We start from the raw sequence: 23,581 nt of genomic DNA, 5'->3' as shown, positions 1-23,581 counted from the left end.
TGTTTTATAAGTAAAAGTAACTGACATTTCTTGCGACATGATTGCTTGATTGTCCAGGAGTAAAATCATGCTTAGATTACTGATGTGCTTATTCGGCCTGCATGGTGCGACTGAGATCGACTACACGGTTGATGATGAAGAAATCAAAGTGTGTCGGGATTGCTTGAAAGAAATTAAGTGATATTTAAGAAATTGAGTGATTTATTCATCATAGTGAAACAATGGGATTATATTCTGTGAAAAATAAAGATGAATTAAAGAATTAGTAATAAAGCGCAAATTTAACCCGCTTACTTTGGGAGAGGTAAGCGGGTTTTTTATTGAGTAATTTACATTTCCTTTTTGCCGAACGGATTACGGCACATAAAACCCTGCTCAATATGCATTATTGGCGGGGTTTTTATTTTCTTATTGGGTAGTGTTATGACAGACAAAGTACAAGCGAAAAAAGATTTGCAGTTCTGTTGTGATGAACTGAGTAAATATCAGAATTTGAGTCGTTCAGGCTTAAGGCATAGTGAGTTGATTGCTATTGATAGTGTGATGATTCGGTTGAAGGATCGGATTAAGAATTTGCGATTTGCGCTTGAAATTTAAGCGCTCATCCATATATATCCAAGATAAATAATAAATTATCGTGAGGGTGTGTATGGAGTGGTTAAAAGAAAAGCTGTGGCAATTAAACGATGTATTTGATGAGTACCCCAGAGTATTTTGGTGCATTGTGTTTTACATAGTATTAGCACTTATAGCTATTTTTAGCTACTTTCCAATTTTGAACGGTTTCGCTAACCTTAATATTTTAGGGACGCGTCCGCTATTTCAGGTAATTGTTGAAAACTTTAGTTGGTTGCGTTGGGGGGTAGTTGTCTCGCCGATACTAATCTTATTGTTAGGATGGTGCCACGCAGACGAGCTTCACGCTAAGTTAGTGCAAAGAAAGTATCGTTACTAGGGGAGATCTTAAAGTACTTGAGTACAGTGCATCGATGTTTGCGTAGTTATATGAGTGTATGAATGTATGCTTATGTAAAAAAGTTAAATTACTTCATCGAAACCGTCATCGCTTGTAACGCACGGTGTGACGTAGTTTCATACGAACCGCTACCTTAAAAACTGCAAGTATCGTAGTTACGCCGTATTGACGTACGTGTAAATAGTCAATATATTTGTGGATAACCCTAATGTCGTTTGATAGTTAGGGTATTTTTATCTAAGGAGTTTCCTTATGAATTTCTCATTTAGGTTTAACAGCACAAAACAAAAAGATCATTTTGATAATTCTGCAAAGGCTATATCAGAAGCTGTTGAATCTTATAAAAAAGCTATGCAGGAAAGTGTTACTCAGTATAATGATCATAGAAAAAAAGCTGAGGAGCAAATAGACCGTGGCGCAAGACTTACAAAACATAGAATCAATCTTTGATTTTTTTTATTTAGATAATCCTAAAATTAAATCTTTTTATGCTCAACTTAATGGATTGGGTGCGCTCAACTCCTTGAAAAGTACAAGTCAAATTGGTGATACGAGAAAAATGGAGGCTACCGTTGGTATTCCAACTGTAACTGGTGGCAAAATGGCGAATGATCATACTGTAAATACTACCTCAGAGCATTTGTATGATGGTATGCCTACCATGCCGAGAGAAATGATTAATCGTCTAGATGAGCTCGGCTTCATAAGCAGAGAGCTGAATCAGGATATGTTGGGTAGTTTAGTTCTATTAAGTGGCAAACTGGGAGTTATTGATATTGGTGTATCTAAAGAACTACTTGAGCCAGCATTAAATTTACACATCAAGGATTTAGAGCAAGATAATAAAACCAAAAAAGAGGCTGCTGAACTAAAAAAAAATAAAGCAGATATAGTGACTTTCTGCAAAGCCATACCTTTTGGTCTAGAAGCAAAAGTATTGGTGAAAAATGGTGAAACAGGTCCTGATGGTGTAGATATCGCTGATGAAGTTTGGATGACATTAAATAGGGATGAAATGGTAGGCAGCCCCCATGATATTAATTTTAAGCATGGCGAGTATTTGGCTGGAGAATGGTATGTTTTAGGAGTATTGGATGCCCTTCCTTATGATGGATTTACTTTTAATAGTAATCAAAATGAATTCAGAGAGGGTATAGGTATGCTAATAAAATTAATGAAGGAATTTGTAGGTAGACCTGAAACTGCATATGGAATAACCCCAATAGCAATTTTTAGAGTCTTAAAACCAAAAAATTGATATATTCAAAAAATTAAGCCACCTTCGGGTGGTTTTTTAATGGGCGAAATATATGAAAAGGCCACAACCACCAGAACAACTTCTAAATACCGACCTTTTAGATAATGTTGATTTTGAGCCAGCAAAAGAGCTTGAAGAGTGGATTATCGATACTTTCATTTCCAGTGATGGAAAGCTCTACAACCCTGATCATGCACATATATCGCCGTGGTCTAGCACCTTATTTAAAGTTTTATGGGCATCTTCTGCATTCATCAAAGCTGACAGAGTTGTATTGGGTCAAACTGAGAAGTTTTCGCCTATGGCGGGTGGCTGGAGAAAGTTACGACAAGAAAAACAAATGATTGATTGGTTTGGCTGTGTGCCTGATTTCGTTATCACCATCGATGCAAAGTTTGCCTCACAGGCAAGTGATATAGAATTTTGTGCATTGATCGAGCACGAGTTGTATCACTTGGGTGCCAAGCGGGACGAAGATGGGAATTATCTAATAAGCCCCTCAACAGGTGAATATAAATATTATTTACGACCACATGATGTAGAAGAGTTTCATGGTGTGGTTCAACGCTATGGTGCATCAGATGATGTACAGAAGATGGTAGACCTTGCTAATGATGGGCCAACAATTGGAAAAGCTAAAATTTCACACGCTTGTGGTACCTGTCTTTTAAAATTGGCTTAATTTTTTTTGCCATTTTACTTGGACGTACTTGGACGGATTTAGATAAATGGCAAGACTTAATAAACGGGTGAAACTCTATATAGTTCGGTCATTAGCAACCTATGAGACACCCACTGAAACCGCTAAGGGCGTCCAAGAAGAATTTGGCATTACGGTAACGAAACAACAGTGTGAAGCATACGACCCAACCAAAAAGACAGGGCAGGATTTAAGCGAAGAATTCAAAAAAGAATTTTATCGAATCCGAGAGGATATGAATAAGAACGTTAATTCAATTCCAATTGCAAATATTGCCTATCGCTTAAGACGTCTTCAAAACTTTATCGATCATGATCGCTACAAAGATAACGCCGTTATTGTTCCTGATCTATTGGAGCAAGCTGCAAAAGAAGTGGGTGGACTCTATACCAACCGTAAAGAAATTACTGGAGCAGATGGTGGCCCATTGCAGAGTGAAAACGTTACTCCTGTGACCGCTACTAATGAGCAAATAAGGCAGGCAATAAATGAACTCGAGAGTGAATATTGATCCTGTAAAACTCAAAGCAAAGCGCATGAAGTGTGAGGATGAGCACCTGTTTTTTACACGTGCATTCTTTAAGCCCCGTATGGGATTTAAGTTCTCAGTCAATTGGCACCATGAGTATATGGCTTGGGCGATTGATGAGGTTATTGCTGGGCGGATTGAAAACCTCGTAATTAACGTTCCTCCTGGTTCAGGTAAAACCGAACTGCTGACCAACTTAATCCCGCGAGGTATCGCACGGAACCAGCGTTCAAGATTCTTATATTTATCATTCTCTCAATCGCTTGTTGAGGATGTGTCATCTACAGCACGAAACATCGTTAAATCGGCAGATTTTCAAGGCTTATGGCCAGTGAAGATCTCAACCAATACCGATGCTAAGGCCAGTTGGAAAACGACTGTAGATGGCTATGAAGCAGGGCATGTTTATTCTGCTTCGATGGGTGGTCAGGTTACGGGCCGCCGTGCAGGTACATTGGCTGATAATGGGTTCACAGGTGCAATCATCCTAGACGATCCGCTCAAGCCTGAGGATGCATTTAGTAAGACGGCACGTAACAAGGCTAATCGTAAAATCTTAAACACGGTCAACTCACGTAAGGCTAAGTCATCAACACCAATTATTTTGATCATGCAGCGCTTACACGTTGAGGATCCGACTAACTTTGTGATGACGGGCAACGTGCCTGGTAAATGGCATCAAATCTCTATACCAGCATTGATAGATGACGATTATATCGAGCGTCTGCCTGAGCATATCCGCAAGAAAGTGCCATTAGATGTCGAGCGTGATGAAAAGGGCCGTCAAAGCTATTGGCCACTGAAAGAATCACTGCAGTCACTGCTGCAGTTAGAGAAAGGTGGACAGGACAAAGACGGTGCTACGGTATCGCGTTACACATTCAGCAGCCAGTATCAGCAGGAGCCTAAAAAGCTCGGTGGTGATCTGATCAAGGCTGAGTGGTTTGGTGAATATCACGAATTACCAGATCTATTGTGGCGTGCTGTCTTTGTTGATACGGCCCAAAAGATCAAAGAGCAAAACGACTTTACTGTATTCACACTTGTGGGAATGGGGGTAGATGGGAAGTTGTATGTCATTGATATTTTGCGCGGGAAATGGGAAGCGCCAAAAATGAATGAAATGGCCAAACAGTTTATTGATAAGCATAAAGCTTATGACTGGAGAACCAAGCCTATTCGATACATGAAAGTTGAAGACAAGGCGCATGGTACCCAACTGGTCCAAGGTTGGCAGAAGTATGGCGGTATCCCAATCATTCCCGTACAGCGTGAGAAAGATAAGCTCACACGCTTTATGGACGTTGCACCACATATTGAGAACAACTTTGAAGTCTACCCGGAGAATCAAAATCGATTTGTGATGTTGCCACGTGAAGCCATCTGGAAACAGGAATTTTTAGATGAGTGTGAGGCCTTCACAGCACAGATGACACACGATCATGATGACCAGGTTGATACCTTAATTGATGCCATTGAAGAGGCAGTTCTGATCGCAAATTACAGCCCTCCAGCTGCATAGGTAAATTTATGGCCAAGAAGAAACAAAACAAATCTAAATCTGAAAGTAAGCCTGAATCTGGTGGATTGTTTTTACATGAAGCTGAATTGGCGCTGATTAATTATTTGACCAAGATGCCTGATGGTGATGAAGTACTGCGCAAAGCAGGAATAACCCGTCACCGCCTTAAAGTCATGATGTATGACGATGAAATTTATCAGTGTGTTGAAAAGCGACAGGATAAGCTTGAATCAGCGCCGTGGCGATTGGAGCCAGCCGATACAACTGCAGCTCAGATCCTGAATGATCATTTGCGAGAATGGTGGTCAGATATCGTTCTAGGTGCTCAAAATGCTCGTTGGTATGGTTATTCAGTATTGGAGGCTGTTTATAACGAGAATGCACTCCACGTGAATGGCGATACCATTACTCCGTTTATAGGTCTTGAGTGGATTGGTGAAAAGCCAATGCAGTGGTATGAGCCTAAAAATGACGGCCGTTTAATTTTATTGCGGAACTTCAGTAAGTCTCGGCTTGATGAGGAGTGTAATCAGCATTTCAAGCACTTTTTAACGCGCTGCAAACCTACATACGAAAACCCATATGGAGAGGCTTTACTGAGCCGACTTTATTGGGTTTGGTTCTTTAAGAACAATGGCTTCAAGATGTGGGCCAAGTTCGTAGAGCAGTTTGGTATGCCTATGCTCGTAGGTAAGTCATCAATTGGTAAGAATGATGATATGCGAGATGCATTATTACGTGCTCATGCAAGTCGAGTTTTGGCAGTGAGTGCATCGGATACCATCGAAGTGACTGCATCAGGTGTCAACTCGGGTAATGCAAGCGGGACATACGACACGTTCGACAAGAACTTAGAACGTCGCATTCAAAAGGTTGTCTTAGGGCAAACATTGACCAGTGGGACGGATGGAGCGGGTAGTCGTGCACTAGGCGATGTGCATATGGAAGTGCAAAACAGCAAATATAAAGCTGATATCCGCATGATCCTACCGACCATTCAAGCAATTCTAAATGCTTTGTGTGACTTAAATAGATGGGAACGCCATCGAATCATTATTGGTGAGGAAAAGTCACTAGAAGGCCCTAAGGCAGATCGAGATGTAAAGTTAAAGAATGCCGGTGCAAACTTCACCCCTCAATACTTCCAGCGTGAATATGGTTTGGAGGAAGGTGATATTGCTGAATCTGCTCAGATCCCACCTAAGCAATTTTCGGCATTACCTTATCAAGCATTCAGCTTTAAGGCATCAGTGCAAAAGCCGTCACCTGAGCAGCAAGAGGTGGATGAACTGACCGATGCCCAAGATCAACTTGAGCTATTGACCAATGAGCAGATTAGACAATTGGCAGCTGAGTCTGAGACACCGGAGGCTTTGCTATTCAATTTGTCTCGATTAATACCTGGTGCAACACAGTCGCAATTTACAGCGCATTTGGATCAGGCTTTATATGCCGCCGATGTATTTGGGTACGCAACAGCTGCTAAGGGGAAATAGATGCAACCAGTCACGTTTCTTGAAGCGCTGCAGTATGCGCATAGTAAGAAAGTGGTGCTGCCTGATGAGTTTTATTCAATGGATCTTAAGACACGGCAAATGGCGACTACAGTTAGTTTTCTGTCGAGTCTTGAACAAGCTGAGTCAGTGATTAAGTCACTTAACAAAACCTTAGCATCAGGTGGCACCTTTAACGATTTTCAGAAGCTTGTAGCTGAGTCTGAAATCATTTTACCCAAGCATTATCTAGACAATGTATTTCGGACCAATATCCAAAGCGCATATGGTCATGGACGTTGGCAGCAACAGCAACGGAATAAAGACAAACGTCAGTATCTGATGTATTCGGCTATCAATGACTCACGTGTGCGTCCTGCACATTTGGCATTGAATCGAATTGTATTACCGATTGATCATCCGTTTTGGTTAACACATTACCCTCCATTGGGTTTTCGTTGTCGTTGTACTGTCATCGCACTCACAGAGAAACAGGCGCTTAAATACGGCATTACACCTGATGATAAGTTGCCCGAAGTTGCAGAGGCATTGGATTGGAGCTCACATCCTTTGCAATTTGGAGAGTTTGAGGCATTGGTGGATCAGAAGATTTCTAAGTCATTACTGGATAAGGAGTATCTACTGGAGCAGAAAGAAGCGATCAAAGCTGAATGGACTGCATCTAAAAAGCTCATCAGTCTTTTAGCCCCGATGGATGATAGATCGAGAGATTTATTTAACACGGTGGCTAATACGGTTATTCCACTAGATCCATCCATTAGGCCAAGTGCGATTAAGACTTTCTTGGATTACGTGCAGGGAAATGATGCAGCAATCACGAACTACCTAAATGCGTCTGTGAGCTCGAAAGCGGACGATGTTTTAAAGCAGTGGCTCAGGCAGGACATGCAAGCCTTAAACGCCGTGGCAAGTAATTCTGCTGCAATCGTGACAGGCGGTGTGACCTTGCAGCATGTGGTGGCTTATGAAATTGGACAAACGATTCAATTTAATTCGCCGTTACTGTTAGCTGAGAATGCTTCCGATGTGGTGTTGCAAATTGAGAATGCGAAAGGTCTAGGCATTAATCTAAACGAGTTGAATGCTGGTCTTGGCGTATTAATGCCAATAGGCTTGTCGTGTGAAGTGGTTTCGATTGAAACACTGAATGGCAAGATGATTTACACACTTAAAGCATTGGTGAATTAGATGAAGCTTATTTTAAAAAATGGAATGAGTGTCTTATATAAAAATGGCATGTCATTAACTGGAATGAACATCGGTTCAATTGTCGCGGAATCTAAAGAAGATCGGGCAGAACTTCGAATGCTTTTAACGAGTGCATTAAAAGTAGATGAGCGTGGTTGTCATGCATTAGGTCATGACTTTGGCTCAAATGCTTTGAGTCAAAATCCAGATGTGTCAAATGGAAATGTGGCTTTGGGTATGAAGCCCAATGGGAGTAACTCATTAGCGGATGGCGATACTTCACAAGGCATCCTTAAGCTAGATTATTCTGTCGAAGAGAAGTTACGAATTATCGAAACACTATCAAGCACGATTCAACGGAATGAGCCAATGATATACCCACACACAAAAGAGGCTGAAGGAAAACTTTTAGCCTTAATTCAAAGCATTTAAAACCACCTTAGTAGGTGGTTTTTTTATGGAGCATGAAAATGCCAGAAGAGGACAATAATCCTAATCAGTACTGTTTTCAGCTTGGGCAACTAAGTGTTGATGCAGAACAAGAGGGTAAAAAGAAACGCACATTTTCAGGAACTGCGTATAGCGGTGAGGTCATTACTGATCACTGGTATTGGGATCGAATTATTTTTGATTTGGACTCAATGCAATTGAAAGGTCGTATACCTGCTTTACTCGAACATCGATCAAGCCAACGAGCAGGTGCAATCAATACGCATTCAATTAGTCATCAAACTGGTTTAACGGTTTCAGGTGACTTGATGAGTAATGAATTTGGTACTCAGGTTGCTCAAGACTCCGATGATGGTTTTCCATGGCAAATGTCGGTGCGTATCGACCCCTCAGCCATTGAAGAAATTCAAGCGGGCTCATCAGTCTCGGTAAATGGGAAAAGTCATCAAGGGCCAATCACTGTATTCCGTGGCGGCCGCATCCGTGAAGTGTCTTTTTGTGCCTTGGGTGCAGATGACAATACAAACGCCGTGGCAGCAAGTCACGCACCTAAAAACTTTAATCAACCAGAGGACACAGACGTGACCGAATTAGAAAAGGCGCAAGCCCGTATTCAAGAGCTGGAGACTAAAAACTCTGAGCTTGAAACCCAAAACAAGCAGTTTGCAGCAGCAAAGCGTGAAGCAGAAATTACCGCTTTAGGTAAAGACCTTGGTAAAGAGTTTAGTGCGGAAGATATTACTGAAATGAAAGCGCTAGATGATTCTGCATTTGCATTTTCAGCTAAACAACTTCGTCAATTTTCAGCAGGTACTCAGCCACCAGCTGGTCAACAGCAGCAGCAACAAATTCCATCACACTTTCAGCATTTATTCACTCACCAAGCCACAGGTGGTCAGGGTGGGCAAGGGCAAGGTGGTGGCGATCAAGGTTCAGCACTAGATCAGGCATTTAACCAATTTGCTGCAGCTCAACAAGGAGCAAAAAATTAATGAGCACAATTACTCAAACAATCACCACAACACAACTTGTAGTTGGGGATGGTGTTCGCACAGAAAATGCAAAAGTAAAAACGGGCACAGCGTATAAGCGCGGTGATCTGCTCAAGATTGGAACAAATAACTTAGCGGATCACCCTACAGTCACAGAAGGATCGGTAGGTGATTGGAATGCGATTGCAAATACAGATATGACTGTAGAGCAAGCAACCTACCATGCAGCGAATGGTCTAGAAATGCCGATCTATGTGCAAGGTGCATTTGATATTGCTGTAGTGACTGTAAACGGTACCCCATTAACAGTTGGTCAGTACGATGCTGTGCGTGCACAGGCGTTGGTCAACAAAATCGAACTTCGTAAAGTATCAGGGAATTAATTCATGAGTCAGACATTTACATTTCAAAATGCACCTGTGGAATTGTTGGATGTACCACAGTTGGTACTTCTTACTGATACAACCCAGAAAGTTGATACATGGCTAATGGATCGCTTCTTCCCACAACGTGTTTCGTACACGAAACAAGAAGTGCCAGTTGGTGAATTAAATACAGCTACTCCATTAGCACCATTTGTGACCCCGACGGCTGCAGGTCGACAGATTAAAGTTGGGGAATCAGGCAAAGTGAACTTCGTTAAACCTGCATACTTAAAGCCAATGATGACGGTTATGCCGAGTGAAGTACAAAACACTGCTTTGATTAGTCAATTGCGAAAATTCGGTGTCATTGCAACTGGTTCAAATCGTTTAAGTGACGCTGATCTTCTTTTGATTGACCAAGCACAAAAGGCTGTATATCTGCGTCAGTCTATTGAAAACCGTAAATTGCTGATTGCGCGTGATGTTTTGCTTTATGGCAAGACAACTTTCGCTTCTGCAGACTTTCCAATGTATGAAGTAGATTACGAGCGCAACGCTGCTTGTAATTTCGCTCCATTAATCAAGTGGGGGCAAGCTGGTGCTACACCAGTCAAAGATATTCAATCTATGATTGATTTGTCTGTGGAGCATTCAGGCACATCACCAAGTATGGCTCTGACGACATCGAAGGTGTACAACACCTTGATTAAAGACCCAGAGTTTAAAGAAAAGTTTATTGCACCGTATGCTGGTATTAACGTACCACTCACACCAACATTTGATCAGATTGATAAACCTCAGTTCCGTGGCACTGTTGATAATATTGAATTCTGGACGTATGACGTTAAGCACAGCATTGGTGGTGGTCAATCAGAGCGATTCATTCCTGAAGACTTCTTTGGCTTAATCTCAGATGCGAATGGTTGGATTGCACATTGTGCATTGCAGAACGTAGAAGCGTTTGGCCAAGCTTTAGAATTTTACCTAAGCCAATGGCAGGAAAAGAACCCATCTAGCATTCAAATGCTAGCTGAATCATCACCGCTCGCAGTCCCTAACAACAAGAACGGTCTTGTTGGTGGTCGTGGATTTGTATAAGGAATAAATCATGCCAAAGTACATTGCAAAACAGTCCCTCGGTCACTTCCGACCAGGGCAAGAAGTTAAAGGGCTTGAAGACAAACAACTTCAGGCCCTTTTAGCATCTGGAGCAATTGAAGAAGAAAAAGCTCCAGAACAACCTAAGGCCGATGGTACTGCTGAACATTTAGCTGAACTTGAAAAGGAAAATGCTGAACAAGCAGGAACTATCAAGATCATGACTGAAGAGAAAGCCAAGTGTGATCAGGTAAATGATGGGCTCAGTGCAAAAGTTGCTGATCTTGAAAAGGCTTTAGCTACTTCTGAGGCTGCTTTAAAGAAAGCCACCACCGAAGCCAAGAAAGCTGCAGCTGAAAAGTAAGGTGATCTATGTACGCGACTGAAGCTGATTTAAAAACACGGTTTGGTGCACAGGTGATTGAAGAGCTTAAGTTGGGGCGTGAAGGTGGGGCAGATCCTGTCGATGTTGTGCAAGTCGCATTGCAGGATGCTGAGGAAGAAATTAACGGCTACATCGGTAGCCGTTATTCTTTACCACTTGCAAGCGTACCTTCCAACTTAAAACGTATAGTGTGTGATATCGCACGTTATCGTCTTTACACTGAAGAGCCTCTTGAACATATCACCAAGCTTTATGAGGAAGCAGTCAATTTCTTAAAGCTGGTTGCTACCAATAAAGCACATTTGCAAATTCAAAATGTGGAAACTAACCAGATTGTAGATGACACACCCAAAAACAAACCATCTACAGCACCAATAGGCACGACTTATACAGGTGGTGTTTTTGGTGACGATGTCCTTGGAAAAATGCCGAGCATTAAGTGAGGTGATGGATGCCAGGTGCAGTTATTGAAATCCGCGCTGATGGTGACTCTGCGATCTCTAAGGCTTTAAGTTTGTATGCTGACATTGAAGAGCGTCAGTCCAGACTTTATGAGCGCATGGGTGCAGCCTTGGTGGAGAATATCCGCGAACGCTGGTCTCGTGGAGAGGGTTTATACGGCAAGTGGCCATTATCCGTAAGGGTGATGCGCCAAGGCGGTACCACGCTTCGTGACACATCGCGACTAATGAACTCTATCACCAACAACAACATCAGCAATGGTTTTGAGGTTGGTACAGACGTTGAGTATGGTGCGATCCATCACTTTGGCGGTGAGATCAAACATGAGGCTCGTCAAAGCACGGTTTACTTCCGACAGAACCAAAAGACCGGTGTTGTCGGTAATCGTTTTGTACGTCAAACACGATCTAACTTTGCTCAAGACGTGACCGTTGGTGCTTATACCGTGAAAATGCCTGCACGTGCTTGGTTGGGTTTAACTGTAGATGACGAGCAGGATCTATTAACCATTGTTGAGGATGTTGTGCTAGATGAGTGATGAAAATCTATATGCGGTACGAGATGAGATCGTAGCGCGCCTCGAGCAATTCATGGATGAGTGGGGTGTAAAGAAAATCTATACCCCTAAAAATCTAGGTATGACGACTGAACTGTCCCAAACCACACCCAACATTCAAGTGAATTTCCGCCGTACCAAAAGTGCAGGAGTGGTGAGTAAGGGGGATGCACTTAAGCTGAAGGTGGTCTGGGAAGTGACAGCTTGTTGCAAGCATGCAGCATCTCAGGTGACAGATGGTTCTAAAGCATTCGATATGGCTGGTGATCTAACCATTAAGATCATTAAAAAACTGAGTGGCTGGGAGCCTGAATCCAGTGCTGAACCACTGATTTATATAAATACAGAGGAAGACATTTCTAAAAGCTGTGTCTACTCAACTGTGGTTTTAGAGTCTGAGCTATTCATTCAAACCGAACCTGATTAAGGAACCTTATGAAAATGCAATACAAAGCCTTAAAGCCGATTGGTCCATGGGTGAAAGGTCAAATTGTGGGTGATCTACCACAAGAAAAAATTAAACAGCTTTTAGAAGATGGTGTGATTGAATCAATCAAACCAGACGTAAAAGCAGAAGCCAAACCAAAATCAAAAGAGGTGCCTGCGAATGGCTAAGAAGTACATTTCATTGCGTGGTAAGTTCTCCCTTGCCCCAATTGTTGAAGGCGTTGTTGGTGCCATGCGTGAACTTGGCAACATTCCTGACTTTACGCTTGAAATCACCGCTGACAAGATTGAGCATACCGAGTCAATGTCAGGTGATGATACGACTGATTTGGTGCTATACAACACCACTGCGGTTTCGTTCAGTGGCACACTTGAGCAAGTTGATGCTGATAACCTGGCATATATCCTGTCAGGTAAAAATGTAGCTGTAGCGACCAAAACCGTAGCTGATCTTGATTTAGGTGCAGTCACCAAAGGTCAGAAGATTAAACTGGATGGTTTTAATCTAACTCTACCAACAGTGACTGATGGAGCATCAATACCAGTTCCTATTGAATCAACGAAATATAAGCTAGATGCGGTTTATGGCACGATTGAGTTTCTTGATGATTTGCCAAAAGTTGTGATTGGTTATACCACTGGCGCCGTGACACATACTACGATCGCATCTGATTTCGGTGCTGAATATGCATTGTTCTTTGAAGGCATTGATAAGATCAGCAAAGACAAAGTGTTCTTAGCTTTGCACCGTACAATTAAATCGCCCGATTCGAGCTTTGGCCTAATTCATGAAGAATTTGGTTCATACGAAATCAGTGGTGATGCCTTAGGTGATCTGACCAAAGACAAAGATGGTGCGCTTGGCTTATACGGCTATTACACCCAAATCCCTAAAGCTGCATAAACCCACTACAGGCACTTAAATAAGGATGCATTAGGCATCTTTTTTGTGCCTGTACTTTTTGAGATTTCATCATGAATGATTTTTTTATAGCTTCAAATCGACCTGTCAAAGTTGGCGATCTATTGGTGTACCAGCTGCAGATGCATAACTTTGATGAGTGGTCGGGTGCAGCGCAAGTCATCAAAGACTTTTTGAATAATCATCCAGATGAAACCACACAAATGATCTTTGATACTCATCCATTTGAATCGACGCAATTGATAGCCCATTGTTTGCAACACAGTATTGAGCAGGTCATCGATCTATTCAAGAAACAGGATGAACTCAATGTCCTGTTATTGGATGCTGTCATTAAAGTGAATGACGCATTCTTTTCCGAGCCAAAACCTAAATACCGGGACGATGTAGATCCGCGTAAAAAGAGTAGTTGGTTTGATGTATTTCAGCTTCTCGTATCCAATGGACACTCACATGAAAGCATCATGCAAATGAGCTACGGTTCATTCCGACACTACCTCAAAGCGGCTCAAAAAGCTGAGCGTATGAAGATGCGTAATTTAGCGATTGCAACTCGGGCGCAGAATGCTATCAATAAGAAGTTCAATGAATTCATTAAGAGTCTTGAGAAAGACCAGTAACATTCACATTGTGCTGTGAATTTTAGCAGGTTATGATTTATCCAATTATAACGAGGGGTAAATTCATGAAAAAATTAATAATTACAGCTGCTTTGATGTCTGTTTTTACATTAGCAAATGCGAATTTGGCAGGGGCAAGCATTAACGGTAAACAAGTTCGTAAAGGTCAAAGCTATGGCGAAGTCGTTGCAGCCGCAGGCCAGCCAACGTCTCATTATGACTACGTTAAAAACGTGGGTGGTAAAGACGTTTCAGTACGTGAACTAAACTATGTAGATGGCAGCAAAACTTTTACTGTTGTAATTGAAGATGGCAAAGTTACTACTATTCGTAGTGGGCGTTGAGGTGGGTATGGGTAAGCAAGTTGTTGAGTGTAAAAATTGTAACAATGTGGGAGAGTCAAAACTTAAAGGGAGCACTTTAATCTCATTTGTGTTGTTTTGGTTCTTCGCGATGATACCAGGCATTATTTATATGATTTGGCGTCGGGGTGGGATTGGTGTTTGTAAGTTTTGCTCAAGCGATGCTGTCATCCCTTACAACGGTAGGCGCACCAAGGTTGTTCAGGGTGATGTTTTTCAGCCTAAAGCGATTGCCGATAGCTCAAACGAAGTTAAGCAAATCAATTGCCCAGACTGTCGTGAATTAATTAGGTTTGATGCAAGGAAGTGTAAACATTGCGGAAGTATGGTTGATGAGCAATAGCGCCGGCAGGTTTGCTTATAAAAACTGGTTTAATAGCTCATTTACAGGTGAGGAAATCAACCTTTTATCCAGCATTGGTGTTGAATGCAAGGCTGATCATAACTTTTTTAAGTTTGAAATATTGGATATAGCATTTGACATTAAAAATTATAAACTTAAAAAATACCCGAGTTTATATGAGAAGTTTGTGGATAGGTACATTCAGATTAACCCCAGGTTTCTGCACTCTCAAATAGATCGAGAGTTGCTAAAAGAGGATCATTACTATGCTGCGTGGTTTTTTAATAGACATTGCTTTTTAGAGGATCAAAAAAAAGCAAAAGAAACAGCACTTAATAATAGTGGGTCTAAATTTGATAGAGTATATGTTTTATGGAGTCCTTGTGATGATATGCATTGCCCAAAGGAGTGTTTGCTGCATAAAAATATGATTTATCATGTTCTTGATGAGGAATTTATAGAGCACTCAGTCGATCACTGGATGACAATAAAGCGAGGGTGTCGTTGTTGCTTAATAAGCTTAACTGAATCAAATGTTAGGGATAAGATTTCTAAAGGTCAGTATGTTTTATCTAAAAACCTCAGGGCAAGGTTCAGCCACGAGTTAATGGAAGCGAAGCGGAATATGAAGACTTTTATTCAGGTAGCTTACGATTTAGCTTTTGGTAGATTTCCGTATTACCACTTATATAATCCTGAAAATTTTTATTCAGATAGTGATGCCATCAAGGACTATTGTTTACGAGAGTTGCAAATTATTGTTGAGAGTTTAGATGTGGTAAAGGATACACACCATTTGGATACTGCTCAAAGTAGATTAGACCTAGCGCGCAACAAATTGGAGATAATCAGACAGCAGGCTTTTATTTTTGATAAAACAACATTTGAGGCAATAACCTCAAAGCTTATCGTAGAGTTTAAGAAGGCGCATACCTGTGTTTACACAAACATTTTTAATGTGCATATCAGGAAGAGTGACACTGTTAAAAGGCAGTCAACAAAGGATAAGTATTTAACCAAAGCGAGAGACGTTGTTGAAGCGGGGTTAACCGATCAACTCTCTGATAAGTATGAGTTGAATAAACTACTGAGTCGATTGAATAAAGCACCCTAGGGTGCTTTTTTAATAGAGCTACACTTATAAGAGAGAACCAAACCAACCATTCTTCGGAGTGGTTTTTTTACACCCAAAGAAAAACCCCGGTGTTGGAAGCATCGGGGTTTTGTTTTTCCAGTTCACAGTGCAAGCAAAGAGGAAAAGTATCTATGCCTGAAAGTATAACAGTGATTATTAAATTTGTAGAGGCAATCATGGATAAATATGGTTTCTGGAAAGTAACATTTATCATCATAGTGATGATAATCGCATGGAAGTCCCCTGAATTAGTATCAGCAATCAAATCCTAAGCCGACCCAATACGAGGTCGGTTTTTTAATGCCCGAAATTTGAGGTGTCAATGTCAAAAAATCTAACTTTTAAACTCATCATGGATGGTGACAGCAAAGGTCTTGTCGCTGCTGCAAAGCAATCTGAAACAGTAACCAAGAAAGTTTTTGATAGTATCAAAGCTGAAGCTGATCAGTTGAAGCAGACAAGTGCTGAAACTGCAAAAGCTTTAGAGAATATTGTCCCTGCAAAAAGTAGAGAATTAGCAGATGCTTTAACAAAGTCACTAACTAGCGCAACGCAGACCATTCGTGATGCGGGTGACAATGCTAAAAATATGGCTAAGAATTTTACTGATTCTGGCAATCAATCCGTTAAATCCTTAGCATTCTTAAAATCAGATTTAGAAAGAGCGAAGAGCAGACTTGAGGCCTTTTCAAAAACAAAAGCTACACCTGCAGATATTGAGATTGCACAGAAGCAAGTAGACCAACTTGAGAGAGAAGTTCAACAGGCTGAAACAGCGTTTTTCGAATTTCATAGAGAGGTTGGTAAGGCCAACAATAGTCTGAAAGATACAGACTCAGCAGCACAAACCGCACAGAAAGGATTGAATGGTGCAAAGTATGCGGTAAATACACTTGCTAGTGCTATAGCAGCACTGGGCGTTGGGCTTGGTATTCGTGAATTAAGCCAAGTAGCTGATACCTACACCAACCTTTCTGCAAGAATCAACATTGCAACTAAGGATGGTGGAGACTTTAAGTCAGCAATGGCTGGCGTGCACCAAGTTGCTTTGATGACAAACTCAAGCTTGAGTGCAACAGGTGACTTGTTCACGAGATTAAATGCTGTTGGCAAAGACTTGGGAATGACCCAACAGAATTCCCTTGATTTAACCAAAACCATTAATCAAGCAATTCAAATCAGTGGTGTGTCTGCACAAGCAAGTGAAGCATTTACGCAGCAATTTATCCAGAGCATGCAGCAAGGCACCTTACGTGGAGAAGAATACAACTCCATGATGGAGAATGGTTATGGTGTTGCAGAGGCGTTAGCTAAAGGTTTGGGTGTCACCACTGGTGAACTTAAGAATATGGCTGACAATGGAGAGCTTGGAGCAGAGCGTGTCTATAAAGCCCTATTGAGTCAGAAGGATGCTGTTCAGCAAACCTTTGATCAATTTCCAACAACTATCGGGAATGCGCTTACTAAGATTTCAACACAGTGGCAAATTCTTATTGGTGAGATGGATCAGGCGAATGGATCGAGTGCCAAGGTTGCAAATGCTTTATCTATCATTGCTGATAATCTTGGGATTCTAAAAGTATTCTTTGATGATGTGGCTAATGGAATAGGGTGGTTTCAGGATAAGTTGTCAGAAATTGATCCGTCCACACTTGAGTCGATAAGAAGCACTCTGTCTGCTGTTTATGACACAATTAGAACAGTCATATCCAGTATAGCTGGTATTGCTGAAACAGCATGGAGTGCTTTTACATCCACGCTAGATGCACTATCGCCATTACTCAACGCGATTCTAAATGGAAAAGAGGATGTTGATGGATTAACGACATTATTTAATGTTTTTAAAATAGCATTAGGTATTGTGGCTGATGGTGCGACAGGGTTGAATATTGGGTTGAAATTGCTTTTGTCTGGCATTCAATTTCTATCTGGTGGTCTTTATGCGTTAAGTGCTCAAGCATTAGGTTTTCTAGGATTTGATACGCTTGCGGCTCAAGCTCAAAATGCTTCTGACCGCATGTTTAAGCAAGCTGAGAAAAATATTGCTGATGCAGACAAACTCGCTCTGGAGAGTAAATCGGCGACACGTCAGGCAATTACCGAAATAACCCAAACAGAGGAAGAAGCAAATCGAAAGCGTTTAGCTGATTCAAAAAACACCTTAGACCAGATGCTTGCCAACCAACAAGCCGAAACTAATGGTAAAAAGGCCTCTGAAGCGGAAAAATTAAATGCTGTTACCGCTTATGCAGAAGCTGCCATCAAAGCCAATAATGGTGTAATGGATGGCGTGATGCAGGCTGACCTTATCACCAAGGGTTACATCGTCACTATTGATGAAGCTGGAAAGGTCAGTGTTCAGGCTGGTGTTAGTGCAGCACAGGCAGCAGAAAATGCGAAGGTTAAGGAGGAAGCGCTCAAGGTTGCCAAGGAGAATGTTAAAAAGGCGGACGAAGAATATCTGGCTTATCAGAAACAGGCAGCAATTGAGCGTGCAGCACTTGAACAGCAGATTGAGCAGGCCAAAAGAACTGGCGATTTGAATGCACTCGCATCTGCACAAACCTCGCTTGCTGGGATTGATACAAAAGAGGCTGAACTTGCTAACAACAGGACTACTCGTATTAATGAGCTGAATCAGCTTAATTCTGGAGCTGGACAGGTTGTTGAGGGTGCAGCGGTTCGCGCTCGTAAAGCTGCTACCGCATTAGGTATCGATCTTGATATAGCTTTGGGTCGAGTTTCTGAAAAGTTTGCAGCAGATCAAGTGCATTTGAATAATTACGCAAATGGATTTGATGAGCTAGGTTTAAAGGGTGAGCAGGCAACCAATGCACTTTACACCGGTTGGGAAAAGTGGGTGGCGACTGCCAAATCTCAAGTGGAGCTTGATGCAGCCAAAGCCAAGCTTCAATCCTTTGGCGACCAAGGCAAACTATCCACATCACAAGTTGAGATGGGCTTGCAAGCCATTAAGCGTGCAAGTCAGGAATTGCCTGCTGCTCTAAACCCTGCTGAAGCAGCAATGGAGCGACTTGGAATTAAATCCAAAGAGCAACTGAAATTAGCTGCGGAAAATGCCTTAACTGACCTCGATACCGTAATGAAAAGCGGTGAAGCAACTCAAGAGGGTTTGCAAAAAGCTTATGAAGAAACTGTGCGATTAGCTCAAGCATCTGGTAATGCTCAAGTCATGGCTGCTGCGAATGCCAAGGCCGCTTATTTAGGACTTGAGGTCCAACTAGATGCCACAGGCAAAGCCACAGTTACTAAACTGGGTGAGATCCAGCAAGCCGCTGTTGCTACTCAGCGTACTGTGAGTCAAGTTAGCCAAGCGACTTCACGTGAGCAACCTGAAATAAGCCCTGAACAACAAGCCACCAATGACCACTGGGATGATTTCAAAGCTAAGATGAAAGCGCGTACTGATGAGCTGAATGCGAAATCACAAGCACGCAGCTCAGGTGGTGGTAATGCTTCATTACTGTCGAATAGTGGGGATTCAGCTCAGCAAATTTCCGCCGTGCCTGATGCTCCACTTATTGCGACTAGTCTTGATATTCAACCAATGGAAGGTATGGAGACCAAGCAAAGCGTGGAAATCAAAATTGATATGGGAACGGGTCAAACAGCGACAGTATCAGCAGCACCCGATCAAGCCACAGCTCTTGAGGAAATGATGCGAGAACTTGAAGCAATTAAAGGAAGATCGTAATGCGATTAACACGAAAGTCGACCGGAGAAACCATCCAACTTGAGGATGGTTTTTTTTGGTCTGATGAAAACTGGTCTGAGATTGAGCAGAACCAGGAGTATGCCATTAGTGGTGCCTTGATTATTCAAGAGGGACGCAAACAAGCAGGCCGACCAATCACCTTACAGCCTGCTAATAAATCGAAAGGTTGGATCAAGCTGCGCGATCTGAACACGCTTCGTTTATGGCAAAACCTGCAGGAGCAATTTACGCTTCAGTTTGAATGGCCACATGATCAGCGTGTATTCAATGTGATTTGGAATCATAAAGACGGTGCATTGGAAAGCTCTACTGTTAAAGGCACTCCAGCAACATCACTTGATACTTATTTTAACGTCACTATGCGATTCATTGAGGTAAGCGATGCCAATTGAAACCAAAAATTTAAAGCTCCTTGAGTCTGAACGCATTCGTACAGATGCTGAAGATGGTGGGGGTAAATACTCAGGCCGTGAAATTGTCGATGGTCAAAGCAATAACCTATTCAATGATATTTCTGAGATGGATCGAACCACGGGCCGTACTTCTATCCAAAAGATCTATGCTGCGGTGGATACAGCAGATACCGATGCTTTGATGGGGGCGACAGTATTTATCTCTCAGAATGCGCAAGATCCCAATGTCTCCGCCGTGTTATTCAGTACCGATAGTTGGACGGATGAACGTTCGAGCGCTCAAAACCGAATTGAAAATTACTTGGCCAAGGGTGCGCAGATTGCCGGCACACCGTTGGACACGCATTGGCAAGGCATGAAGTCTTTACAAGTGGCGATGTTTCCTCAGGAGGCAGAGTCATCGATCGGCAAGTCGATTGTGTTGATCTCAAATGAAGGTAAAGCCTTAGAGGTTGAGCAATATTTGCGTATTACGGAGGTGACAACACGAACCGCTTATGTGATGGTCGACGGCAAACAGGTGGAATATAAGATTGCCACTTATGGCCTGAGTGATGCATTAAAAGCCGATTTTGTGGGGCTATCTGCAAAGCAATGGTATAGCGGTGAAAAGAGTACCACCATCATCCGTGACACTATTGTGGCGGATACGGGGAAGTATTATTCCAGTGCGAATTTAAAAGAAGCTGCACAAGTGGGTGACTATTCGGTGGTTGCCGAGGATGTCTATACGCAGTTGGTTCCCTCGGCTCAGACTGAAACCCCCATGGTGAATATCAATGCTGCGGGTGACTCTGTGGCGTTTGTTAAAGCTAAAGATGAGGTTCTGTCCAAGACTTTTAATAATGTCACGATCAATACTGTGTCGAGCCTGTATCTCGGCTCATCCGTCATGCCGAAGTCAGTAGAGTTCACCTTGTTTGGCTCAGTGATTAGCGACGTCGGTGGTGAACTTAAGAATGCTGCAGGTACATCCATTGGTACCATCAATTATCAAAACGGTTCGATTGCTTGGAATGCAAGTGCGGGGACAGGTACCACCAATCTAACAATTAACTTTATGCCTGCAGCAGCAGTAACAGCACCTGTTGAATCTGAGCTGATTTATGTCAATCAGGAGAACATCGGTTTTAACTGGTTACGTAATTTGGTCCCGCTGCCATCACCGGGCAGTTTGCAAGTCTCATACTTGGTGCAGAATCAGGTCTACACGCTTCGAGACAATGGTGCAGGCCAATTACGCGGTGCTGATTCATCCTTCGGATCAGGCAGCATTGATTACGATACCGGCACCATGTCACTCACTACGGGTGAACTTGCAGATGTCGGCAGTGCAATCTTGATGACGTGGAGTAATATGATCACGGCTCAGGAGCGCTCAGGATTAACCATCAATAAAGCCTATGTCGAAATCCCTGTAAATGATTCGATTGTGGCAGGCACCTTAACTGTTGACTGGTTATTGAATGGGGTGGCTAAGTCAGCAACCGATAATGGCCAAGGGCAATTTACAGGTGATGCCACAGGTACTATTGATTATGCGGATGGTGTAGCGAATTTGATGCCGACCTTATTACCCAATGGCGGTACCACGTTTAATGTATCAGGTCAAAAAGGCACTAAATCAGCAATCCAAGTGACTGCGGTACCCACCAGCGGTACGATCTCAATTGAATTGGACAATGGCTCTGCTGCGTTGATCCCTAAGTCTGTGAAAGTGCGTGTACCGGTCAAGTATATGAACTATTTAGGTGAGGTTGAGCTGCGCGATATGCCGATTGATGCCTCTACAGGACGTTTAATCAATGGAGCAGGTCAGCAACAGGGCACGATCAACTATGCGTCGCGCACAATGAGTATCACCCCAAGTACTACACTTGAAGCGATCGAGCGTGAGAAGATTATGCGCCCTTACTATGGAACGCATAATACGTCTCAGGAGGCAATTGCGGCAGGCATGCTGGGGATGACCATTAAGTATGAAAATACCAGTGAGACCCATACTTTAAGCCTGAATGAAGTGGCGACTGCGGTGACAGTGAGTGTCTCGTATCGTGATAGTTCAGCAGCTCAATCATGGTCGGATACCCTCATTGGTTCTATGCTAAAAACGGATTTAACCGAAGGCTTTGCAGAGCAGATTCTTGCAGGTTCGGTTCGCTTTACACTGGCTGATTCAACCTATGTCGATAAACTCGGATCGCTGTATCGTAATCCATCGGTGACCACAGGCGCAGGAACGGTAGCTGGCCAGATCCATTATGGAAATGGCGCGGTAGAGCTATCTGCATGGGATATAGGTGGTGCGAATAATCCGACCTTAGAGACATTGGTGACACAACTGGAGAGTGTGAAAACTAACCAAGTGTCATACCGTGCACCAATGATTCCAATTCGAGCGCAGTCATTAACTTTATCAGCAACCAAGGTGGAAGGTGGTGTGTTGAATATCACCCCAGATGGCTCGGGTACCATTGATACAGCGGAGTGTGATGGTTTCTTTAACTTTGACCAGGGCTATGGCCAGTTTGTTTTTCGGCAAAAGATTGAAGTGACTTCTACTAACCGTGCTGAAATTATGGCGCAGGATTGGTATGTAGCTGAGCTGGAATATACCAAAGACACCAAGCAGTGGATTCACAAGCCCATTATGGTGCTGCCTGAAACCATCAAATACAGCGCAGTCGGTTATAGCTATATTCCGATTGATGCTGAGTTGCTGGGCCTATCTGCAGTCCGTTTGCCGATTGATGGACGAGTCCCGATTTTCCGATCGGGTGAAATTGGGATTGTGAGTGCGAGTAAGTCGCAGGAATTACCTGATTATATTGCTGGCCAAACTTATCCATTGAATGATGCACGGATCTCCTGGTGTGAACTTGAAGATGCCGATGGGATTAAAATTCCATTTGATATGTATGTGGTTGATTATGACTACGGCAAAGTGACTTTAAACGGTGATTTTGCCTTAGGTAATTTAACTGGACCTATCTCAGCCAGGTACCGCTATCAGGACATGGGCTTAGTGCGTGATGTCAAAATCAATGGCCAAGTGACCTTCACCAAGCCTCTGACGCACAACTATGGTCCAGCTCATACGATTGTTGGCTCAGCACTTGTGATTGGTGACATGCAAGCGCGTTATACACGTAAGTTTGTACAGGCGACGTGGGACAGCATTTGGAAGGACGAAGCGGTTGGTGCTGCCATTTCAGCCAACTACAACGACACTCTGTACCCGATTGATGTTACTAACAAGGGCAATATTCAAGAGCGCTGGGCGATTGTATTTACCTCGAATGATGCATTCCGAATCATTGGTGAAAGCTCTGGCCAGATCGGAACGGGAGTGCGTACTGAAGATTGTTCCCCAATTAATCCAGTCACCAATGCCCCTTATTTCAGCATTAAAAAAGAAGGTTGGGGTAATGGCTGGGCGAGTGGCAATGTACTGCGTTTCAACACCATTGCAGCCAATCATCCGATCTGGGTGATTCGTACCGTGAAGCAGTCTGAACCTACGGTGTTGTCTGACTCATTTCAAATCATGCTGCGCGGTGACATTGACCGCGTTGCTTAACTTTTAATTCAAATATGACCGCTTCGGC

Annotated in this window: 25 protein-coding genes; all 25 read left to right on the top strand. The window is 42.7% G+C overall.

Going from position 1 to position 23,581, the window contains the following annotated elements:
- Positions 1–423: 423 nt before the first annotated feature.
- The 25 genes from MF4642_RS16960 (at position 424) to MF4642_RS07550 (ending at position 23,553) form a co-directional block, all read left to right on the top strand.
- Positions 424–597 (top strand): hypothetical protein, encoded by a 174-nt coding sequence (locus MF4642_RS16960; RefSeq protein ID WP_162841306.1) that lies wholly within the window; start codon positions 424–426, stop codon positions 595–597.
- Between the two features lie 631 nt (positions 598–1,228).
- On the top strand, positions 1,229–1,426 hold the full coding sequence (locus MF4642_RS07665; RefSeq protein ID WP_078425832.1) for a hypothetical protein: 198 nt from the start codon (positions 1,229–1,231) through the stop codon (positions 1,424–1,426).
- Entirely contained in the window at positions 1,389–2,234 is an 846-nt protein-coding gene (locus MF4642_RS07660) for a hypothetical protein (RefSeq protein WP_078425831.1), read from the top strand. Before MF4642_RS07665 ends, MF4642_RS07660 begins: the two co-directional genes overlap by 38 nt.
- A gap of 52 nt (positions 2,235–2,286) precedes the next feature.
- Entirely contained in the window at positions 2,287–2,916 is a 630-nt protein-coding gene (locus tag MF4642_RS07655; protein WP_078425830.1) for a putative metallopeptidase, read from the top strand.
- 46 nt (positions 2,917–2,962) lie between these two features.
- On the top strand, positions 2,963–3,445 hold the full coding sequence (locus MF4642_RS07650) for a DUF2280 domain-containing protein (RefSeq protein WP_078425829.1): 483 nt from the start codon (positions 2,963–2,965) through the stop codon (positions 3,443–3,445).
- Positions 3,423–4,985 carry a phage terminase large subunit gene (gene terL, locus MF4642_RS07645; protein WP_078425828.1) on the top strand — a complete coding sequence of 521 codons (1,563 nt, stop codon included), beginning with the start codon at positions 3,423–3,425 and terminating at the stop codon, positions 4,983–4,985. Before MF4642_RS07650 ends, terL begins: the two co-directional genes overlap by 23 nt.
- Positions 4,986–4,993: 8 nt before the next feature.
- Complete coding sequence (locus tag MF4642_RS07640; protein ID WP_078425827.1) at positions 4,994–6,481, top strand: DUF935 family protein; 1,488 nt, start codon at positions 4,994–4,996, stop codon at positions 6,479–6,481.
- The gene (locus tag MF4642_RS07635) at positions 6,482–7,687 is read left to right on the top strand and encodes a phage minor head protein (protein WP_078425826.1); all 1,206 of its coding nucleotides are present in this window, start codon (positions 6,482–6,484) and stop codon (positions 7,685–7,687) included.
- Positions 7,688–8,119, top strand: coding sequence for a hypothetical protein (locus MF4642_RS07630; RefSeq protein ID WP_078425825.1), 432 nt, complete (start codon positions 7,688–7,690; stop codon positions 8,117–8,119). It abuts the gene before it with no gap.
- 38 nt (positions 8,120–8,157) lie between these two features.
- Entirely contained in the window at positions 8,158–9,129 is a 972-nt protein-coding gene (locus tag MF4642_RS07625; RefSeq protein WP_078425824.1) for a hypothetical protein, read from the top strand.
- Positions 9,129–9,512, top strand: a complete 384-nt coding sequence (locus tag MF4642_RS07620; protein ID WP_078425823.1) for a hypothetical protein — start codon at positions 9,129–9,131, stop codon at positions 9,510–9,512. Before MF4642_RS07625 ends, MF4642_RS07620 begins: the two co-directional genes overlap by 1 nt.
- A 3-nt stretch (positions 9,513–9,515) precedes the next feature.
- A complete protein-coding gene (locus MF4642_RS07615) occupies positions 9,516–10,592 on the top strand; it encodes a major capsid protein (RefSeq protein ID WP_062034622.1) in 1,077 nt (358 codons plus the stop codon).
- Between the two features lie 10 nt (positions 10,593–10,602).
- A complete protein-coding gene (locus MF4642_RS07610; RefSeq protein WP_078425822.1) occupies positions 10,603–10,956 on the top strand; it encodes a hypothetical protein in 354 nt (117 codons plus the stop codon).
- A gap of 8 nt (positions 10,957–10,964) precedes the next feature.
- Positions 10,965–11,420 carry a gp436 family protein gene (locus tag MF4642_RS07605; RefSeq protein ID WP_078425821.1) on the top strand — a complete coding sequence of 152 codons (456 nt, stop codon included), beginning with the start codon at positions 10,965–10,967 and terminating at the stop codon, positions 11,418–11,420.
- A gap of 8 nt (positions 11,421–11,428) precedes the next feature.
- On the top strand, positions 11,429–11,977 hold the full coding sequence (locus MF4642_RS07600) for a phage virion morphogenesis protein (RefSeq protein ID WP_078425820.1): 549 nt from the start codon (positions 11,429–11,431) through the stop codon (positions 11,975–11,977).
- A complete protein-coding gene (locus MF4642_RS07595) occupies positions 11,970–12,422 on the top strand; it encodes a hypothetical protein (protein WP_078425819.1) in 453 nt (150 codons plus the stop codon). The genes MF4642_RS07600 and MF4642_RS07595 overlap by 8 nt, the downstream gene beginning before the upstream one ends.
- Before the next feature lie 8 nt (positions 12,423–12,430).
- Positions 12,431–12,610 (top strand): hypothetical protein, encoded by a 180-nt coding sequence (locus MF4642_RS07590; RefSeq protein ID WP_078425818.1) that lies wholly within the window; start codon positions 12,431–12,433, stop codon positions 12,608–12,610.
- Positions 12,603–13,346, top strand: a complete 744-nt coding sequence (locus tag MF4642_RS07585; RefSeq protein ID WP_078425817.1) for a hypothetical protein — start codon at positions 12,603–12,605, stop codon at positions 13,344–13,346. The genes MF4642_RS07590 and MF4642_RS07585 overlap by 8 nt, the downstream gene beginning before the upstream one ends.
- Positions 13,347–13,417: 71 nt before the next feature.
- The gene (locus MF4642_RS07580; protein WP_078425816.1) at positions 13,418–13,984 is read left to right on the top strand and encodes a hypothetical protein; all 567 of its coding nucleotides are present in this window, start codon (positions 13,418–13,420) and stop codon (positions 13,982–13,984) included.
- A gap of 65 nt (positions 13,985–14,049) precedes the next feature.
- Positions 14,050–14,328, top strand: coding sequence for a DUF2845 domain-containing protein (locus MF4642_RS07575; RefSeq protein WP_078425815.1), 279 nt, complete (start codon positions 14,050–14,052; stop codon positions 14,326–14,328).
- Between the two features lie 7 nt (positions 14,329–14,335).
- The gene (locus MF4642_RS07570; protein WP_078425814.1) at positions 14,336–14,689 is read left to right on the top strand and encodes a hypothetical protein; all 354 of its coding nucleotides are present in this window, start codon (positions 14,336–14,338) and stop codon (positions 14,687–14,689) included.
- The gene (locus tag MF4642_RS17050; protein ID WP_193791711.1) at positions 14,679–15,803 is read left to right on the top strand and encodes a hypothetical protein; all 1,125 of its coding nucleotides are present in this window, start codon (positions 14,679–14,681) and stop codon (positions 15,801–15,803) included. The genes MF4642_RS07570 and MF4642_RS17050 overlap by 11 nt, the downstream gene beginning before the upstream one ends.
- A gap of 343 nt (positions 15,804–16,146) precedes the next feature.
- Entirely contained in the window at positions 16,147–19,539 is a 3,393-nt protein-coding gene (locus MF4642_RS07560; protein WP_078425813.1) for a tape measure protein, read from the top strand.
- Positions 19,539–19,952, top strand: a complete 414-nt coding sequence (locus MF4642_RS07555; RefSeq protein ID WP_078425812.1) for a hypothetical protein — start codon at positions 19,539–19,541, stop codon at positions 19,950–19,952. The genes MF4642_RS07560 and MF4642_RS07555 overlap by 1 nt, the downstream gene beginning before the upstream one ends.
- Entirely contained in the window at positions 19,942–23,553 is a 3,612-nt protein-coding gene (locus MF4642_RS07550; RefSeq protein WP_078425811.1) for a hypothetical protein, read from the top strand. The genes MF4642_RS07555 and MF4642_RS07550 overlap by 11 nt, the downstream gene beginning before the upstream one ends.
- Positions 23,554–23,581: the final 28 nt, after the last annotated feature.

This window comes from Acinetobacter sp. MF4642, from assembly GCF_002018925.1.
Classification (GTDB): domain Bacteria; phylum Pseudomonadota; class Gammaproteobacteria; order Pseudomonadales; family Moraxellaceae; genus Acinetobacter; species Acinetobacter johnsonii.
This window is presented reverse-complemented; position numbering and strand designations above follow the sequence as displayed.

What these genes read in the sequence shown, in the direction of transcription:
- MF4642_RS07650 (WP_078425829.1), top strand. Translation starts at nt 2,963, where the DNA reads ATGGCAAGACTTAATAAACGGGTGAAACTCTATATAGTTCGGTCATTA.
- MF4642_RS07615 (WP_062034622.1), top strand. Translation starts at nt 9,516, where the DNA reads ATGAGTCAGACATTTACATTTCAAAATGCACCTGTGGAATTGTTGGAT.
- MF4642_RS07560 (WP_078425813.1), top strand. Translation starts at nt 16,147, where the DNA reads ATGTCAAAAAATCTAACTTTTAAACTCATCATGGATGGTGACAGCAAA.
- MF4642_RS07600 (WP_078425820.1), top strand. Translation starts at nt 11,429, where the DNA reads ATGCCAGGTGCAGTTATTGAAATCCGCGCTGATGGTGACTCTGCGATC.
- MF4642_RS16960 (WP_162841306.1), top strand. Translation starts at nt 424, where the DNA reads ATGACAGACAAAGTACAAGCGAAAAAAGATTTGCAGTTCTGTTGTGAT.
- MF4642_RS07640 (WP_078425827.1), top strand. Translation starts at nt 4,994, where the DNA reads ATGGCCAAGAAGAAACAAAACAAATCTAAATCTGAAAGTAAGCCTGAA.
- MF4642_RS07575 (WP_078425815.1), top strand. Translation starts at nt 14,050, where the DNA reads ATGAAAAAATTAATAATTACAGCTGCTTTGATGTCTGTTTTTACATTA.
- MF4642_RS17050 (WP_193791711.1), top strand. Translation starts at nt 14,679, where the DNA reads ATGAGCAATAGCGCCGGCAGGTTTGCTTATAAAAACTGGTTTAATAGC.
- MF4642_RS07610 (WP_078425822.1), top strand. Translation starts at nt 10,603, where the DNA reads ATGCCAAAGTACATTGCAAAACAGTCCCTCGGTCACTTCCGACCAGGG.
- MF4642_RS07665 (WP_078425832.1), top strand. Translation starts at nt 1,229, where the DNA reads ATGAATTTCTCATTTAGGTTTAACAGCACAAAACAAAAAGATCATTTT.
- MF4642_RS07625 (WP_078425824.1), top strand. Translation starts at nt 8,158, where the DNA reads ATGCCAGAAGAGGACAATAATCCTAATCAGTACTGTTTTCAGCTTGGG.
- MF4642_RS07595 (WP_078425819.1), top strand. Translation starts at nt 11,970, where the DNA reads ATGAGTGATGAAAATCTATATGCGGTACGAGATGAGATCGTAGCGCGC.
- MF4642_RS07580 (WP_078425816.1), top strand. Translation starts at nt 13,418, where the DNA reads ATGAATGATTTTTTTATAGCTTCAAATCGACCTGTCAAAGTTGGCGAT.
- MF4642_RS07630 (WP_078425825.1), top strand. Translation starts at nt 7,688, where the DNA reads ATGAAGCTTATTTTAAAAAATGGAATGAGTGTCTTATATAAAAATGGC.
- MF4642_RS07555 (WP_078425812.1), top strand. Translation starts at nt 19,539, where the DNA reads ATGCGATTAACACGAAAGTCGACCGGAGAAACCATCCAACTTGAGGAT.
- MF4642_RS07550 (WP_078425811.1), top strand. Translation starts at nt 19,942, where the DNA reads ATGCCAATTGAAACCAAAAATTTAAAGCTCCTTGAGTCTGAACGCATT.
- MF4642_RS07590 (WP_078425818.1), top strand. Translation starts at nt 12,431, where the DNA reads ATGAAAATGCAATACAAAGCCTTAAAGCCGATTGGTCCATGGGTGAAA.
- MF4642_RS07605 (WP_078425821.1), top strand. Translation starts at nt 10,965, where the DNA reads ATGTACGCGACTGAAGCTGATTTAAAAACACGGTTTGGTGCACAGGTG.
- terL (WP_078425828.1), top strand. Translation starts at nt 3,423, where the DNA reads ATGAACTCGAGAGTGAATATTGATCCTGTAAAACTCAAAGCAAAGCGC.
- MF4642_RS07655 (WP_078425830.1), top strand. Translation starts at nt 2,287, where the DNA reads ATGAAAAGGCCACAACCACCAGAACAACTTCTAAATACCGACCTTTTA.
- MF4642_RS07635 (WP_078425826.1), top strand. Translation starts at nt 6,482, where the DNA reads ATGCAACCAGTCACGTTTCTTGAAGCGCTGCAGTATGCGCATAGTAAG.
- MF4642_RS07620 (WP_078425823.1), top strand. Translation starts at nt 9,129, where the DNA reads ATGAGCACAATTACTCAAACAATCACCACAACACAACTTGTAGTTGGG.
- MF4642_RS07585 (WP_078425817.1), top strand. Translation starts at nt 12,603, where the DNA reads ATGGCTAAGAAGTACATTTCATTGCGTGGTAAGTTCTCCCTTGCCCCA.
- MF4642_RS07570 (WP_078425814.1), top strand. Translation starts at nt 14,336, where the DNA reads ATGGGTAAGCAAGTTGTTGAGTGTAAAAATTGTAACAATGTGGGAGAG.